At 70.9% G+C, this 15458-nt stretch carries 14 protein-coding genes; 2 read left to right on the forward strand and 12 right to left on the reverse strand.

The genetic code is table 11. The annotated features are described in order from the left end of the window. Positions 1–3 precede the first annotated feature (3 nt). The 4 genes from ALMP_RS39835 to ALMP_RS39850 form a co-directional block, all read right to left on the reverse strand. A complete protein-coding gene (locus ALMP_RS39835; RefSeq protein ID WP_264936885.1) occupies positions 4–1422 on the reverse strand; it encodes a sugar porter family MFS transporter in 1419 nt (472 codons plus the stop codon). 202 nt (positions 1423–1624) lie between these two features. Further along, a complete protein-coding gene (gene smc, locus ALMP_RS39840) occupies positions 1625–5179 on the reverse strand; it encodes a chromosome segregation protein SMC (RefSeq protein ID WP_264936886.1) in 3555 nt (1184 codons plus the stop codon). A gap of 251 nt (positions 5180–5430) precedes the next feature. Next, positions 5431–5634 (reverse strand): hypothetical protein, encoded by a 204-nt coding sequence (locus ALMP_RS39845; RefSeq protein ID WP_058922942.1) that lies wholly within the window; start codon positions 5632–5634, stop codon positions 5431–5433. Between the two features lie 379 nt (positions 5635–6013). Beyond that, positions 6014–6295 carry an acylphosphatase gene (locus tag ALMP_RS39850; RefSeq protein WP_264936887.1) on the reverse strand — a complete coding sequence of 94 codons (282 nt, stop codon included), beginning with the start codon at positions 6293–6295 and terminating at the stop codon, positions 6014–6016. Between the two features lie 195 nt (positions 6296–6490). On the opposite strand from ALMP_RS39850, the gene ALMP_RS39855 reads away from it, so the two are divergent. Together ALMP_RS39855 and ALMP_RS39860 are read left to right on the forward strand one after the other, a co-directional pair. After that, complete coding sequence (locus tag ALMP_RS39855) at positions 6491–7615, forward strand: CAP domain-containing protein (RefSeq protein WP_264936925.1); 1125 nt, start codon at positions 6491–6493, stop codon at positions 7613–7615. 75 nt (positions 7616–7690) lie between these two features. Then, on the forward strand, positions 7691–8092 hold the full coding sequence (locus tag ALMP_RS39860; RefSeq protein ID WP_264936889.1) for a helix-turn-helix domain-containing protein: 402 nt from the start codon (positions 7691–7693) through the stop codon (positions 8090–8092). Here the strand turns inward: ALMP_RS39860 and mutM are convergent. The 8 genes from mutM to recG form a co-directional block, all read right to left on the reverse strand. Then, complete coding sequence (gene mutM / locus ALMP_RS39865) at positions 8065–8925, reverse strand: bifunctional DNA-formamidopyrimidine glycosylase/DNA-(apurinic or apyrimidinic site) lyase (protein WP_264936890.1); 861 nt, start codon at positions 8923–8925, stop codon at positions 8065–8067. The genes ALMP_RS39860 and mutM overlap by 28 nt on opposite strands. Positions 8926–9023: 98 nt before the next feature. Beyond that, a complete protein-coding gene (gene rnc / locus ALMP_RS39870; RefSeq protein WP_264936891.1) occupies positions 9024–9845 on the reverse strand; it encodes a ribonuclease III in 822 nt (273 codons plus the stop codon). A gap of 19 nt (positions 9846–9864) precedes the next feature. Further along, on the reverse strand, positions 9865–10038 hold the full coding sequence (gene rpmF / locus ALMP_RS39875) for a 50S ribosomal protein L32 (protein ID WP_003951102.1): 174 nt from the start codon (positions 10036–10038) through the stop codon (positions 9865–9867). A 2-nt stretch (positions 10039–10040) separates the two neighbouring features. Continuing rightward, on the reverse strand, positions 10041–10688 hold the full coding sequence (locus tag ALMP_RS39880; protein ID WP_264936894.1) for a DUF177 domain-containing protein: 648 nt from the start codon (positions 10686–10688) through the stop codon (positions 10041–10043). Between the two features lie 142 nt (positions 10689–10830). Beyond that, positions 10831–11901 carry an ATP synthase F0 subunit B gene (locus ALMP_RS39885; protein ID WP_264936895.1) on the reverse strand — a complete coding sequence of 357 codons (1071 nt, stop codon included), beginning with the start codon at positions 11899–11901 and terminating at the stop codon, positions 10831–10833. A 99-nt stretch (positions 11902–12000) separates the two neighbouring features. Further along, complete coding sequence (coaD, locus tag ALMP_RS39890) at positions 12001–12480, reverse strand: pantetheine-phosphate adenylyltransferase (protein WP_264936926.1); 480 nt, start codon at positions 12478–12480, stop codon at positions 12001–12003. Positions 12481–12506: 26 nt separating this feature from the next. Further along, positions 12507–13091 (reverse strand): 16S rRNA (guanine(966)-N(2))-methyltransferase RsmD, encoded by a 585-nt coding sequence (gene rsmD / locus ALMP_RS39895; RefSeq protein ID WP_264936896.1) that lies wholly within the window; start codon positions 13089–13091, stop codon positions 12507–12509. A 64-nt stretch (positions 13092–13155) separates the two neighbouring features. Further along, on the reverse strand, positions 13156–15417 hold the full coding sequence (gene recG / locus ALMP_RS39900) for an ATP-dependent DNA helicase RecG (RefSeq protein WP_264936897.1): 2262 nt from the start codon (positions 15415–15417) through the stop codon (positions 13156–13158). Positions 15418–15458: the final 41 nt, after the last annotated feature.

Genomic DNA, 15458 nt, shown 5'->3' on the forward strand with positions numbered 1-15458 from the left:
CGGTCAGCCCATCTCCTCCAGGGCCTTGCCCTTCGTCTCCTTCACGTACTTCAGCACGAACGGGATGGAGAGCGCGGCGAAGACCGTGTAGATCACATAGGTCACGGAGAGGTTCCAGTCGGCCAGCGACGGGAAGCTCGCGGTGATGGCCCAGTTGGCGATCCACTGCGCGGAGGCGGCCACGCCCAGGGCGGCGGCGCGGATCCTGTTGGGGAACATCTCGCCGAGGAAGACCCACACGACCACACCCCACGACAGGGCGAAGAAGAGGACGAAGACGTGGGCGGCGACCAGGGCGATCCAGCCCTGGGTGGCGGGCAGCTTGCCGTCGACCAGGTCGTAGGAGAAGGCCCAGGCCTCCAGCGCGAGACCGATCACCATGCCGACGGAGCCGATGAGGGCGAGCGGCTTGCGGCCGACGCGGTCCACGAAGATCATCGCGATCACGGTGCCGACGATGTTGATGATCGACGTCGTGAAGGAGTAGAAGAACGACTCCGTCGGGTCGACACCGACCGACTGCCACAGCGTCGAGGAGTAGTAGAACGCGACGTTGATGCCGACGAACTGCTGGAAGACCGACAGGCCGATGCCGATCCAGACGATCGGCTTGAAGAAGAAGGAGCCGCCGAGCAGGTCGCGGAAGGTCGACTTGTGCTCGCTCTTCATGGCGTGCTCGATCTCGGCGACGCGCGCGTCCAGGTCGATGTCCTTGCCCTCGACCTCTTCGAGGATCTCGCGGGCCCGCTCGTGCTTGCCGACGGAGATCAGAAAGCGCGGGGACTCGGGGATGGCGAAGGAGAGCAGGCCGTACAGGACGGCGGGGACGACCATGACGCCGAGCATGACCTGCCAGGCCTCCAGGCCCATGATCTCGCCGCGCTGGTCGCCGTCGGCGGCGTTCAGCAGACCCCAGTTGACCAGCTGCGACACGGCGATGCCGATGACGATCGCGGCCTGCTGGAAGGAGCCGAGGCGGCCGCGGTAGGCGGGCGGGGCGACCTCGGCGATGTAGGCGGGGCCGATCACCGAGGCCATGCCGATGGCGAAGCCGCCGACGACGCGCCAGAAGGCGAGGTCCCACAGCGAGAACGGCAGCGCGGAGCCCACGGCGCTGACCGTGAAGAGGACGGCGGCGATCTGCATGACCCGGATGCGGCCGATGCGGTCGGCCATGCGACCGGCGGTCGCGGCGCCTATCGCGCAGCCGATCAGGGCGATGGCGATGACCTGGGCCAGGGCCGCGGAGCCGATGTCGTAGCGGCCGCGGATGGCCTCGACGGCGCCGTTGATCACGGAGCTGTCGTAGCCGAAGAGGAACCCGCCCATGGCGGCCGCCGCCGCGATGAAGATGACGTGCCCGAGATGATCGGGGTGGGCCGTCCGGGCTCCTGACTTGGGTGCCTGCGCTGTGCTGGTCACGTTCACTCCTCGGGCCGCCGGCAACGCTGCCGGCGTGGGGGTTCAGCCCTTACAGGTGATACCTGAAGGTAAAAGCAACGTTGCCGAGACTATGCCTTCAAGTTTCGAAGTCAACAGTCCGGCAATGTGAGAAAGCAGCCATGCAGTGGGGGGTTTGTGTTCAACTTTTGAACATGGGCAGGGGATTGCCCGGAAGGTGCGGCTAGCGCAGCCGCTGGGAGATGACCTTCGACACACCGTCGCCCTGCATGGAGACGCCGTAGAGCGCGTCGGCGACCTCCATCGTGCGCTTCTGGTGCGTGATCACGATCAGCTGCGAGGACTCCTGGAGCTCCTGCATGATGCGGATCAGCCGCTGGAGGTTGGTGTCGTCGAGGGCGGCCTCGACCTCGTCCATGACGTAGAACGGGCTCGGCCGGGCCTTGAAGATCGACACCAGCATCGCGACCGCGGTCAGCGACCGCTCGCCGCCCGAGAGCAGGCTGAGCCGCTTGACCTTCTTCCCCGGCGGCCGTGCCTCCACGTCCACACCCGTGGTGAGCATGTTGTCGGGATCGGTCAGGACCAGCCGCCCTTCCCCTCCCGGGAACAGCCGGCTGAACACGCCCTCGAACTCCCGGGCGGTGTCGCGGAACGCCTCGGTGAAGACCTGCTCGACCCGCTCGTCGACCTCCTTCACCACCTGGAGCAGGTCGGCGCGGGTCTTCTTCAGGTCCTCCAGCTGCTCACTGAGGAACTTGTGGCGTTCCTCCAGCGCGGCGAACTCCTCCAGCGCGAGCGGGTTCACCTTGCCGAGCTGCTGGTAGGCGCGTTCCGCCGCCTTCAGCCGCTTCTCCTGCTCGGCCCGCGCGAAGGGCCTGGGCTGGTTGCGCGGGTGCTCGGGGTCCTCCGGCAGCTGCTCCCCCTCGGCGGGGGGCGAGGGCGGCACCAATTGGTGCGGTCCGTACTCGGACACGAGCCCCGCCGGTTCGACACCCAGCTCCTCCAGCGCCTTCGTCTCCAGCTGCTCGATCCGCAGCCGCTTCTCGGCGCCGAGTACCTCACCGCGGTGGACTGAATCCGTCAACTTGTCGAGCTCGGCCTTCAGGTCCCGCCCGGCGGTGCGGGCGGCGGCCAGCTCCTGCTCCCGCCGCGCCTTGGCGGCCTCGGCGGCGACGCGTTCCTCGTCCGCCCGCCGCAGCGACACCTCCACGTGCGCGAGCAGCTGCCGCGCCCCGGAGGCGACGGCCTGCGCCACCGCCGCCTCATGCCGCAGCCGGGCCCTGCGCTGCTCGGCACGCGCGCGTGCCTCGCGCTCCGCCCGCGCGGCCCGGTCCAGCGAGTCGGCCCGCCCGGCCAGCCCCTTGACGCGTTCCTCGTGCGTACGGACCTGGAGCCGCGCCTCCATCTCGGTCTGCCGGGCGTTGGCCCCGTCGGCGGCGAGCCGGTCCCGTACCGAGGTGTCCGGCTCCTCCTCGACGGGCATCTCCTCGGCGACCGCCAGCCGTTCCGCCAGCTCCTCGGCCTCCTGCACGGCCTTGTCCAGCGCCTCCTGGGCCCGGGCGGCCGCGGCGGCGGACCGCTCGGCCTCCCCGGCGGCGCCCCGGGCCTGCCCGGCCAGCCGGCCCAGCGCCTGGGCGACGGCCGACTTCTCCCGCTCGGCGGCCCGTCGCCGCTCCCCCAGCTCCTCGACGATCGCGGCGCACTCCCCGCGCCGCTCCCCCGCCTCCCGCTGCGCCTCGGTCAGCTCCGCGCACCGCACCGCCAGCTCCTCCAGCTCGGCGGCGGCCTCGTCCACGGAGGCCTGCACCTCCAGCAGACTGGGCGCCCCGGCGGACCCCCCGTGCGCGAAGTGCGCCCCCAGCAGGTCGCCCTCGGCGGTGACGGCGGTGAGACCGGGCCGCGCGTACACCAGGTCCTCGGCGTCCTCGAGGGTCCCCACCACGACGATCCCCCGCAGCAGCCGGCGCACGGCGGGCATCAGCTCGGCGGGACCCCGCACCAGATCGGCGGCGTACGGCGGCCCGTCCGCCGCCGGCTCCTCGGTGACCTCGTCGGGGCCGCCGCCCAGCAGCAGCGCCGCGCGCCCCGCGTCCTGCTTGCGCAGCAGACGGATGGCGTCGGCGGCGGCGGAGGGGGTGGTCACGGCGAGGGCGTCGGCGGCGGCGCCGAGGGCCGCGGCGATCGGGACCTCGTAGCCGGGGGTGATGGTGAGGAGTTCCGCGGCCGGGCCGAGCAGGCCGGTCAGCCGGTCCCGCGCGCCGAGCAGCGCGCCGGTGCCGTCCTTGCGGCGCAGGCCCAGCGCGAGGGCCTCGTGGCGGGCCTGGGTCGCGGCGCGCCGGCGTTCCGCGGCGGTGGCCGCCTCGCGGGCCGCGGTGAGGGCGGCCTCCGCCTCGGCGAGCCGCCGTTTGGCGGCCTCGTGCTGTTCGGCCAGTTCGGCGTCGCCCGCGTCGAGGCCGTCCACCTCGGCCTTCAGGGCCTCGTACTCCTCCTGGGCCGTGACGGCACGTTCCTGCGCCTCGTCGCGGGCGGCGGCGAGGCGGTCGATCTCGGCCTGGGCGGAGGCGGCGCGCGAGCGGGCCGCGTTGACCTGTCCGTGCAGCCGGGCGAGGCCCTCACGGCGGTCGGCGATCGAGCGGGCCACGTCCTTCAGCCGCCGTTCCTCGACGGCCAGCTCGCGCTCCAGGTCGGCGCGGTGGGAGACGGTGTCGTCCAGGGCCCGCTGGGCGGCTTCGAGGGCGGCCTCCAGCTCGGCCTCCTGCTCCCGGACCCGGGCGGCCTCGCGCTCCAGGTCCTCGGGGTCGCGGCCGCGCCGTTCGTCGACGGGCGCGGAGGTGGCGCTCTTCACGCGCGCGTCGGCCAGCGAGATCGTGCCGCGCACCCGCTCGGCGAGCTGGGACAGCTCGTACCAGGTCTGCTGGGCGCGCTGGAGCCGGGGCGTGAGCCGGCGGACCTCGTCCTCCAGCAGCGCCTCCCGCTGGAGCGCCTTTCTCAGCTCCTGTTCGGCGGCTTCCTTGCGCTCCTTCAGCGCGGCCTCGTCGGCGACCTCCGCCTGGAGCGCCTCCCGCAGCCGTACGAGATCGTCGGCGAGCAGGCGCAGCCGGGCGTCGCGCAGGTCGGCCTGGATGACGGCGGCCCTTCGCGCGACCGCCGCCTGCCGGCCGAGGGGCTTGAGCTGGCGGCGCAGCTCGTCGGTGAGGTCCTGCACGCGCGCGAGGTTGGCCTGCATCGCGTCCAGCTTGCGCAGCGCCTTCTCCTTGCGCTTGCGGTGCTTCAGGACGCCCGCGGCCTCCTCGATGAAGGCGCGCCGGCCCATGGGATCGGCGTGCAGGACGGAGTCGAGCTGGCCCTGGCCGACGATGACGTGCATCTCCCGGCCGATGCCGGAGTCGCTGAGCAGCTCCTGGATGTCCAGCAGACGGCAGGTGTCGCCGTTGATCTGGTATTCGCTGCCGCCGTTGCGGAACATGATCCGCGTGATGGTGACCTCGGCGTACTCGATGGGCAGGGCACCGTCGGAGTTGTCGATGGTCAGGGACACCTCGGCGCGGCCCAGCGGCGGGCGGCCGGTGGTGCCGGCGAAGATGACGTCCTCCATCTTGCCGCCGCGCAGCGACTTGGCGCCCTGCTCACCCATGACCCAGCTGAGCGCGTCCACGACGTTGGACTTGCCCGAGCCGTTGGGTCCGACGACGCACGTGATCCCCGGCTCGAAGCGGAGTGTGGTCGCCGAGGCGAACGACTTGAACCCTCGGAGGGTCAGGGCCTTGAGGTGCACGGCGCTGGACTCTACCGTCCGGGGATGTCCCACTCCATGAACCCGCGGTTTCACCCATGAACGCGCAGGGCACACCATTCGTTAAAGAGACTGAAAGGATGCGCGGGGAAAGAAGACCGGGCAAGCCGGGGAGGCCGGGGGAAGAAAGAAGGGACGCCGAGGCGTCCCTTGCAACTCTGACAACTGAGCGGTCCGACGCCGTTGATATGAGCCGCCCGACCACTGCGTGCCGTTGTGGAGCGGTGCAGTGATCAGGTGAGCGCAGGCTCCGCCTGGTGTGCGTCGATGCTCTCCATGATCCTGTCGTGAGAAGCGGCAGCCGTCAGGGCGTCGTTCTCGGCCTGGATCCGTACGAGTTCGGATTCCAGGTCCTGGACACGCTGCTGGAGCCGTCGCATCTCGGCGAGGAGTCGCGGGTCGGAGCCGCCGACGTAACCGAGAAGCGCCTTTGCCATGATGGATGGTCCTCCACACTGAGTGACCGACCGAAGCGGTGTGGGTCGTGAGGGATTCGCACCCGCGGTGTTGGCAGGATCTTGTTCGTGCTGCCGTTCATCCATGCCAAACAGCTAGGTGCGCGGGGTGCTTTCAGCGTCTCACCAAAAAGTTTGACGGTCAACACGATCACGCCCCGTATTGGCGGGCAACCCGGTCGCGCGCGGCCTGGAACGGCGGCGCTGCGGTGACTGCGGGGCCCTCGGGGCGTGGCGATCATCCTTGCGTGCGGAGCCTGCCACCGCAAGCGGTTCTTGGCAACCACCTGCTCCTTTCCACTGGGGGCAGATGCCGGTGGCATGTCCCTCCGCTTTTGCGGGGCCCTTTCGGGCGCGCCCGTCAGCGGATCGCGAAGCCCTCATAGCCGCCGCGAGGTGTGTCCCATATCTCTGTGACTCCGTCCACGCGCCCGGGCGTGTCGTCACTCTGGAGCCACCCCAGCAGCCCCTCACATCCCTCCCGGGTCCCCTCTGCCACCACCTGGACACGTCCGTCGGCCAGATTGAGAGCAAAACCACTCAGGCCGCCGATCTCCAGCGCCTTGGCCCGTGTGAACCAGCGGAAACCCACGCCCTGGACGTGTCCGCGCACCCAGGCGACCAGCCGTACATCCTCGCTCATGGGTGCAACCTAACCGGGCGATGTCGCTCGGGGCACTTCCTCCCTCAGCGGCATGAGGTACCGTCCCCACCCAATGAATCTCATATGAAACTCACTCGATCGAGTGAGTCAGGTCGACCATGAGGACTCATGCGCCCCGGCGCGGGTCGACCGATGGGACTCCGCCAGGACGAGTTGGACGAGGAAGGCCAGGACATGGGACGCCACCGACGCTCCGCCGCCGGCCGCGCCGCCACGGGCCGCGCCACCGGGGCCGCCCGCACGGACGGCTCGTACCCGGCGGACGGCGCCCCGGGCGCGCAGTACCCGGGCGACGGGCCCACGATGGGCACCGCCCCGTATCTGCACCAGGAGGCGTACGCCGACTCCGTCGCCCGGAGCCAGGAGTACCTGTTCGCCACGGACGGCGCGGACTCCCGCGCCGCCGGTGACACGGCCGTCCTTGCCACCGAGGGCTTCTCGCCGGACGGCGGCGCGCGCCGGCCGGGCTCCAGCCGCCGCCGCAAGCGCAAGGGCGTGACGCCGGTGAAGACCGGGCTGCTGGGGATGTCCGCGGCGGTCGCCCTGGGCACGGTCGCGGTGGCCACGGGCGCGGTGCCCGGACTGGACAACTACAGGCTCGGCGGTGGCGGCGCCGGCGACAAGGTGGAGGCCGCCGACTCGCCGACCAACTCGGCCTCGGAGCAGGGCGGCACGTCCGGCTCCGCCACGACCGGCCGGGACGGTACGCCGACCAGCCGCGACGCCGGCCGCTCCACGTCGCCGTCGGCCTCCGCTCCGGCCTCCGCCTCCCCCTCGGCCTCGCCCTCGAAGGCGTCGCCGAGCGCGACGCCCTCCACCGAGAAGCCGAAGGCCACGCCGTCGAAGGAGCCGAGCAGGACCCCGTCGAGGACGGCCACGAAGGCGCCGCGGACGGCCGACACCCCGGTGGTGGTCTCGGGTGAGGCACAGGCCGCGGCGGAGGTGCTGAGGCTCGTCAACGAGGAGCGGGCCAAGGTCGGCTGCAGCGCCGTGTCCGCCAACAGCGCGCTGGCGAACCTCGCGCAGCGGTTCAGCGAGGACATGGCCGCACGCGGCTTCTTCGACCACACCGACCCGGACGGGCTCTCCCCATGGGACCGGGCGGCGAAGGCCGGCATATCCGACCTCGGCGGCGAGAACATAGCCCGCGGTCAGGCCGACGCGGCGGCGGTGATGGAGGCCTGGATGAACAGCCCCGGCCACCGCGCCAACATACTGAACTGCGACTTCAAGACGCTGGGCGTGGGAGTGCACTTCGGGTCCGGCGGGCCCTGGTGGACGCAGAACTTCGGATACTGACCGACCCGCCCACCGCCGCTAACTTTCAGTTAGTGCAATCTGTCGGTTAGCGCTGCCTTCCCGTACGCTTGAGGTATGGAAGGCATTCAGGAGCGCCCCGCGCAGCAGGACCTCCCGTACAACGTGTTCGCCAAGGCCTGCCCCTCGCGCGGCACGCTGGAGCACGTGACGGGACGCTGGGGTTCGCTCACCCTCGGGGCGCTGCACGAGGGTTCCCTGCGCTTCAACGAGCTGCGCCGCCGCGTGGACGGCGTGAGCGAGAAGATGCTGTCCCAGACGCTGCACGCGCTGGAGCGCGACGGCCTGGTCCACCGCGAGGCGCAGCCGACCAACCCGCCCCGCGTGGACTACGAGCTGACCCCGCTGGGCCATGAGGTGGCCGAGCGTCTCCTCGGCCTCATCCACCTGGTGGAGGGCCGGATGGACGAGGTCATGGCGGCCCGGGGGCGTTACGACGAGGCGCGCGGCGGCCTCTGACACTTCGGGCAGAAGTAGCTGGACCGGTTCATCCAGGGGCGTCGGCGCATCGGCGTGGCACAGCGTTTGCAGGGCAGCCCCTCCCGCCCGTACGCGTCCAGGGACCGGTCGAAGTAGCCGGACTCGCCGTTGACGTTGACGTACAGGCTGTCGAAGCTGGTGCCGCCGACGGCGAGGGCCTCGGTCATCACGTCCCGGATGTGGCCGAGGAGTTCGGCGGTGCGGGGGCGGGTGAGGGTCGCGGTCGGACGGTCGTAGTGCAGGCGGGAGCGCCACAGCGCCTCGTCGGCGTAGATGTTGCCGACGCCGCTGATCAGCGACTGGTCCAGCAGGGCCCGTTTGACGGTGGTCCGCTTGCGGCGCAGTGCCCGATGGAAGGCCTCGTCGTCGAAGAGCGGGTCGAGCGGGTCGCGGGCGATGTGCGCGATGACGTCGGGCAGGCCGTCGGGCGTGGTGTCGTGCAGCGACAGGCCGCCGAAGGTGCGCTGGTCGACGAAGCGCAGTTCGGTGGCGAGGGCGTCGGCGAAGCGGACGCGGATGCGCAGGTGCTTCTCGTCGGGCGAGCCCTGCGGCTGCACCAGGAGCTGCCCGCTCATCCCGAGGTGCGCGAGGATCGCCTGGGAGGTGTCCTCCAGCGGCAGCCACAGGTACTTGCCGCGCCGGCTGGGGACGCCCACGCGGTGGCCCTTGAGGCGGTGCGCGAAGTCGTCGGCGCCGGCCAGATGGCGGCGGACGGCACGCGGGTGCAGCACCTCGGCCTCGGCGACCGTGCGATGGGCGACCCACCGCTCCAGGCCACGTCGGACGACCTCGACCTCGGGCAACTCTGGCATGGGATCCCCCGCGATGTGCTCGTACGGGCCGAGCGCCCGTCCCTGCGGCGGGGCGGGCGCTCGGTCGCGTGGTGGTCAGTGCGCGTCGGCGCACGTCATCATGCGGAGGTGGCGGACTCGGTGTCCACGCTGCCGTCGGCGGCCACGACGGCCTGTGCCGCCGCCTTGGCGCGCTCGTCCGCCGCGGCCCGGATGGACCGCCACGCGGACTCGGCGGCCTGCTGCTCCGCCTCCTTCTTGCTGCGGCCGGTGCCGGTGCCGTACGAGACGCCTCCGACGCGGGCGGCAGCAGTGAAGGTCTTCTCGTGGTCGGGGCCGGTCTCCGTGACCAGGTACTCGGGCACGCCGAGGCCTTCGGTCGCGGTGAGCTCCTGGAGGGACGTCTTCCAGTCCAGGCCGGCTCCGAGGTTCGAGGACTTCTCGATCAGCGGGTCGAACAGGCGGTGCACCAGTTCGGAGGCCGCGTCGAGGCCCCGGTCGAGATAGACCGCGCCGATCACCGCTTCCAGGGTGTCGGCGAGGATGGACGCCTTGTCCCGGCCGCCCGTTCCCTCTTCACCACGGCCCAGCCGGATGAAGGAGCCCAGGTCGAGACCGCGACCGACCTCCGCCAGCGCACGCGAGTTGACCACCGCGGCCCGCAGCTTGGCCAGCTGGCCCTCGGGCAGGTCGGGGTGGGTGCGGTACAGCGTGTCCGTGACGACGAGGCCGAGGACGGAGTCCCCGAGGAACTCCAGCCGCTCGTTCGTCGGCAGACCGCCGTTCTCGTACGCGTAGGAACGGTGGGTCAGCGCGCGCACCAGAAGGGCGGACTCGACCTGGTAGCCGAGCCGCCCTTCCAGAAGCGTGTGGGACGAGGCCGTGTTGTCCGCCGGAACACTCCCGCGCGGGCGGGAGTTGGTCGCTTTGGCGTCAGACATGAAGCCTCTCACCAGCCGCTCAGACCTCGAGGACCTGGCGCTTGTTGTAGGTGCCGCACGACGGGCACGCGATGTGCTGCTGCTTGGGCTCGTGGCAGCGCTCGCACGCAACCAGAGTGGGGACCGCAGCCTTCCACTGCGACCGGCGGTGGCGCGTGTTGCTGCGCGACATCTTCCGCTTCGGAACAGCCACGGCTACTTCTCCTGCTTCTCGTCGACGCCCGGTTCGGCGCCGCTCATCTCGTCCTTATCGCCGTCTTCGAGTGAACCGGCGAGTCCCTGCAGTGCCGCCCAACGGATGTCGACGGCGTCGTGGTGGTGGTCCGGGTCGTCCGCGAGCCGCTCTCCGCACTCGGAGCACAGGCCCGGGCAGTCTTCCCGGCACACCGGCTGCATGGGCAGTGCGAGCACCACCGCATCGCGCAGCACGGGTTCGAGGTCGAACAGGCCGTCCTCGACAAAGAGCCTGTCCTCGTCTTCTGCCTCGGCGTCGTCGGCCGGTTCCGCCTTGGGGCGGCCCCGGTCATCGGCGTCAGGGTACGAGAACATCTCCTGGAAGTCCGCTTCGAGCTCCAGCTCGAGCGGCTCCAGACACCTTACGCACTCCCCCTCGGCCCGTGCACGGGCGGTGCCTGTGACGAGCACACCTTCCATGACCGACTCGAGGCGGAGTTCCAGCTCCACCGGGGCGCCTTCCGGCACTCCGATGACCCCCTGGATACCGAGGTCCTTGGGGGCGTCGATCTCGCGGGTCAGGCGCTGCAGCGCGCCAGGCCGCCGGCCCAGCTCGTGCGTGTCGAACACGAGGGGGTTGCGGTGGTCGAGGCGGGCGTTGGAAGCCATTCCTGCTTTCGATCTTCTCAGCTCGGGGGCTGCCGCCCTGCGGTGTTCCGGGCAGCAGTGATCGCGGACATACACGCGACCGAAGAGCCAGGATACTGGAGCTTTCGCTCACGGCCCAATCCGGGTCCGTCGTCCCCGGCCGCTACAGGCCGCGGCCCTGTTCGTAGGCCCGCAGCTGCTCGGCGCTGATCATGCCCGTGTCGAAGAGACTGGTCTCGTCGAGCGCGTACGCCTGCGGGTCGTGCTGCGGTTGCTGGGGCGGCTGGGGCTGGTGTGCGGCCTGGTGGGGGTCGTAGGCGGCCTGCTGGGCGTCGTAGCCCTGGTAGGCGTAGGGGTCGGCCTGCTGGTAGCCGTACGGGTCCGGCTGGCCGCCGTAGGTCTGGTGCTGGTAGCCGCCGGTGTGCGGGTCCGCCTGCTGCTGGTAGCCGTAGGCCGGCTGCTGCTGGTCGTACCGCTGCTGGTGCCGGTCGGGCTGCTCGGCCGGGGTGTCCTGTTCCGCGAGGGCGGCGAGGTCGGCGAGGTAGTCGGCGTCGGAGGAGTGCTGGAAGGTCGTGGTGTCGTCGGCGAGGGCGCCGAGGTCGTCACTGGCGATCCGGCCGTGCAGCTTCTGGCGGCCGCGGCCGACGGCCTCCAGGGTCTTGGCCAGGACCGCCTCGAAGGCGCCGAGCTTGGCGTCCACGTAGGCGTCGGCGTCGCGACGCAGGGTCTCGGGGTCGTGGCTGCGCTCGGGGGCGTCCTCGTCCTGGTAGCCGTTCTCGTCGACGCCCGGGCCCGTGCCGAGGAGCTTCTCGCGGCCGCGGCCGACGGAGCCGAGGGTCTTGGTGAGGACGACCTCGAAGTTGGCGAGTTTGGAGTCGACGTATTCGTCGGCCTCGGCACGGACCTCCTCGGCCTCCTTGCGGGCCTCGGTGAGGATGCGGTCGGCCTCGGCCTGGGAGCGGCGGGCGATCTCCGTGTCGGAGATCAGCGAGCCGCGCTCGGCGTGGGCGGTCTCGATGATCCGCTCGGCCTCCTGGCGGGCCTGCTCGACCATCTGCTCGCGTCCGCCGATCAGCTCCTGGGCCTGGGCGAGGGAGTCGGGCAGGGCCGCGCGCACCTCTTCCAGCAGGGCGAGCAGTTCCGCGCGGTTGACCACGCACGAGGCCGACATCGGCATGGATCGGGCGCTGGAGACCGCCGTGACGATCTCGTCGAGCTTCTTCTGCACGTCCACCGGTTGCTCGCCACTCTCTACAGCTGTGTTGGAGACGGACGGGACGACTGTACGGCCATGAGGTGTCCGGCGGACACCGGGTGACGGGCCGTCAGGCGCTCAGTCCTTCCTCAGTCGCTCCCGGAGCGCGGCGAGGACGGCCGGCGGGACCAGGTGGGAGACGTCGCCGCCCCAGGTGGCGACCTCCTTGACCAGGGAGGAGGAGAGGAAGCTGTAGGTGGGGTTGGTGGGGACGAAGAGGGTCTCGACGCCCGAGAGGCCGTTGTTCATCTGGGCCATCTGGAGTTCGTAGTCGAAGTCGCTGACCGCGCGCAGGCCCTTGACGATGGCCGGGATGTCGCGCTCCTTGCAGAAGTCGACGAGGAGGCCGTGGAAGGCCTCGACCCGGACGTTGGCGTACTCGGAGGTGACCTCGCGGATCAGGTCGATCCGCTCGTCGATCTCGAACAGGCCTCTCTTGGACTTGTTGATCATGACCGCGACATAGACCTCGTCGTACAGACGGGAGGCGCGGGAAATGATGTCGAGATGTCCGTTGGTGATCGGGTCGAACGACCCGGGACAGACGGCGCGGCGCACTTGTGATCCCTCGCTCTCCGGTCCGGTCATCGTGCGTCTTCGCACGTAGAGGCGGCGCGACCGTACCAAAACGTTCCCTCGCCGTAGCGACGGGACCGGATCCCCTCGAAGCCCTCCGGCCAGTCGAAGGTGCCGCCTCTGGTGCTGCGCTCCACGGTGACGAGGGCTTCCGCCACGAGCCACCCCTCCGTGCGGAGTGTGAGCAGGATCTCCCGAAGATCGTCGTCCGAGACGGCGTACGGCGGGTCCAGAAAGACCAGGTCGTACGGCTGTGGCGGCGGTGTCTGGATGATCTGGCGGGCCTTGCCCGCCCTGACCTCGGCGCCGGGCAGACCGAGGCTTGCGACGTTCTCCCGGACGGTGCGGACGGCGCGGGCGTCGGCCTCGACGAGCAGGACGTGGCCGGCGCCCCGGGAGAGGGCCTCCAGGCCGACGGCGCCGGAGCCCGCGTACAGGTCGAGGACCCGTTCGCCGTCCAGGGGTCCGCCGAGCAGGGACTGCCAGGTGGAGAAGAGACCTTCGCGCGCGCGGTCGGAGGTGGGGCGGGTACCGGTCCCTGGCGGAACGGCCAGACGGCGTCCACCGGCCACGCCGGCGATCACGCGGGTCATCTCGGGTCCTCGTGGGTGTGCTCGGGGCTCGGGCAGGGGCCCGAACCGTGGTGTCTCCAGTTTGTCAGCCCTTTTCCAGGTACTGCTCCCTCTCCTCGTCCAGCAGGGCGTCCAGCGCCGTGCGCAGTCCCGGGAGGTGGGTGAGGTCCGGGTCGGCGGCGACCAGCGCGGTGGCCTCCTCACGGGCCTCGGCGATGACCTCCTCGTCCTCGATGACGGCGAGCACGCGCAGGCTGGAGCGGGCGCCGGACTGGGCCTGGCCCAGGACGTCGCCCTCGCGGCGCTGTTCCAGGTCGATGCGGGAGAGCTCGAAGCCGTCGAGGGTGGAGGCGACCGCGTTGAGCCGCTGGCGGGCCGCGCTCGCCTCGGGCATCTCGGTGACGAGGAGGCACAGGCCGGGCGCCGAGCCGCGGCCGACGCGGCCGCGCAGCTGGTGGAGCTGGGAGACGCCGAAGCGGTCCGCGTCCATGATCACCATCGCGGTGGCGTTCGGGACGTTGACGCCGACCTCGATGACGGTGGTCGCGACCAGGACGTCGGTGTCCCCGGCGGCGAAGCGGCGCATCACCGCGTCCTTGTCGTCGGGCGGCATGCGGCCGTGCAGCACCTCGACCCCCAGGCCGTTCAGCGGGCCCTTGGCGAGCTGGTCGGCCACGTCGAGGACGGCGAGCGGAGGGCGCTTGTCGGCCTCCTCCTCGGGGGCCTTCTTCTTGCCCGCTTTCTTCGGGTCGTCCTCCTCGTCGCCGATCCTCGGGCAGACCACGTACGCCTGGTGCCCCTTCGCCACCTCCTCGCGGACCCGCTCCCAGGCGCGGGTCAGGAAGTGGGGCTTGTCGGCGGCGGGGACGACATGGCTGGCGATGGGTGAGCGGCCGGCCGGAAGCTGGTCCAGGACGGAGGTCTCCAGGTCACCGAAGACGGTCATCGCGACCGTGCGCGGGATGGGTGTGGCAGTCATCACCAGCAGGTGCGGGGGTTGCTTGCCCTTGCCGCGCAGGGCGTCGCGCTGCTCCACGCCGAACCGGTGCTGCTCGTCGACCACGACCAGCCCCAGGTCGTGGAACTGGACCTTGTCCTCGATCAACGCGTGGGTGCCGATGACGATCCCGGCCTCGCCGGTGACGAGGTCGAGCATCGCCTGCCGCCGGGCGGCCGCCCCCATGGACCCGGTGAGCAGCACCACCTTGGTGGCGTCCTCGGCTCCGCCGAGCATCCCTCCCTCCCGTCTCCCACCACCGCCCTTCTGCGGAGGCGCTTCGCGCCACAGCCCCCAACTGGCCAGCTCGCCCATCATCTCCACGACCGAGCGGTGGTGCTGCTGGGCGAGCACCTCGGTGGGCGCCAGCATGGCGGCCTGCCCGCCCGCGTCGACGACGGCGAGCATGGCACGCAGGGCCACCATGGTCTTGCCGGATCCGACCTCGCCCTGCAGCAGCCGGTGCATCGGATGCTCTCTGGCCAGGTCGTCGAAGATCTCCCCGGACACCTTGCGCTGGCCCTCGGTGAGGGTGAAGGGAAGGCGGTCGTCGAAGGCGGCGAGGAGGCCGTCGGGGCGGGGCCTGCGGGGGACGGCGGGGAGTTGGGCGTCGGCGTGGCGACGGCGGGCGAGGGCGACCTGGAGGACGAAGGCCTCGTCCCACTTCAGGCGGGCGCGGGCGTCCTCGATGTCGGCCTTGGTGTGCGGGCGGTGGATCTTCAGCAGGGCCTCGGGGAGGGAGATCAGGCCGCGGCCCTCGCGGAGGCGGTCGGGGAGCGGGTCGATCGCCTCCTGGACGCTGGGCAGGACGGTCTGGATCGCCTTGCCGATCTTCCAGGACTCCAGTTTGGCGGTGGCCGGGTAAAGGGGGATCAGGGCGCCCGCCCAGGTCTCGACCGTCTCCTCGCTGTCCGCGCGCAGCAGTTCGTATGCCGGATGCATGAGTTGGACGCGGCGGTTGAAGACGGAAACCTTCCCCGCGAACATCGCGCGCGTGCCCGGCAGGAGCTCCTTGTGGGGTTTGTGCACGCCGTTGCCGAAGAAGACCAGCTGGAGGCGGCCGCTGCCGTCGGTGATGGTGACTTCCAGCCGTTGCCCCTTGCCGCGGGGGGCCTTGGCGGAGGCGTAGGAGAGCAGGCGGGCGTCGGCGACCATCGCGACCACCGTGACGTGCTCGTCCATGGGGAGGTCAGCGAGGTGGGTGAGCTGGCCGCGCTCCTCGTATCTGCGCGGGTAGTGGTGCAGGAGGTCCCCGACGGTGTGCAGGCCGAGGTGCTCGGCCATCACCTTCGCGGTGGGTGGGCCGAGCACTTTTTTGAGTGGTTCTTCGAGTGCGGGCACGAGATCCATTGCACACCACAGCACTGACAATGCCGTATACGTGTCTCGAA

Origin of the sequence: Streptomyces sp. A012304 (genome assembly GCF_026008495.1) — a bacterium.
Lineage (GTDB): Bacteria > Actinomycetota > Actinomycetes > Streptomycetales > Streptomycetaceae > Streptomyces.

Coding starts and splice junctions, on each gene's coding strand:
- ALMP_RS39845 (WP_058922942.1), bottom strand. CDS start 5,634: ATGGCAAAGGCGCTTCTCGGTTACGTCGGCGGCTCCGACCCGCGACTC.
- ALMP_RS39850 (WP_264936887.1), bottom strand. CDS start 6,295: ATGAGCGAGGATGTACGGCTGGTCGCCTGGGTGCGCGGACACGTCCAG.
- ALMP_RS39855 (WP_264936925.1), top strand. CDS start 6,491: ATGGGACGCCACCGACGCTCCGCCGCCGGCCGCGCCGCCACGGGCCGC.
- ALMP_RS39860 (WP_264936889.1), top strand. CDS start 7,691: ATGGAAGGCATTCAGGAGCGCCCCGCGCAGCAGGACCTCCCGTACAAC.
- mutM (WP_264936890.1), bottom strand. CDS start 8,925: ATGCCAGAGTTGCCCGAGGTCGAGGTCGTCCGACGTGGCCTGGAGCGG.
- rnc (WP_264936891.1), bottom strand. CDS start 9,845: ATGTCTGACGCCAAAGCGACCAACTCCCGCCCGCGCGGGAGTGTTCCG.
- ALMP_RS39880 (WP_264936894.1), bottom strand. CDS start 10,688: ATGGCTTCCAACGCCCGCCTCGACCACCGCAACCCCCTCGTGTTCGAC.
- rsmD (WP_264936896.1), bottom strand. CDS start 13,091: ATGACCCGCGTGATCGCCGGCGTGGCCGGTGGACGCCGTCTGGCCGTT.
- recG (WP_264936897.1), bottom strand. CDS start 15,417: ATGGATCTCGTGCCCGCACTCGAAGAACCACTCAAAAAAGTGCTCGGC.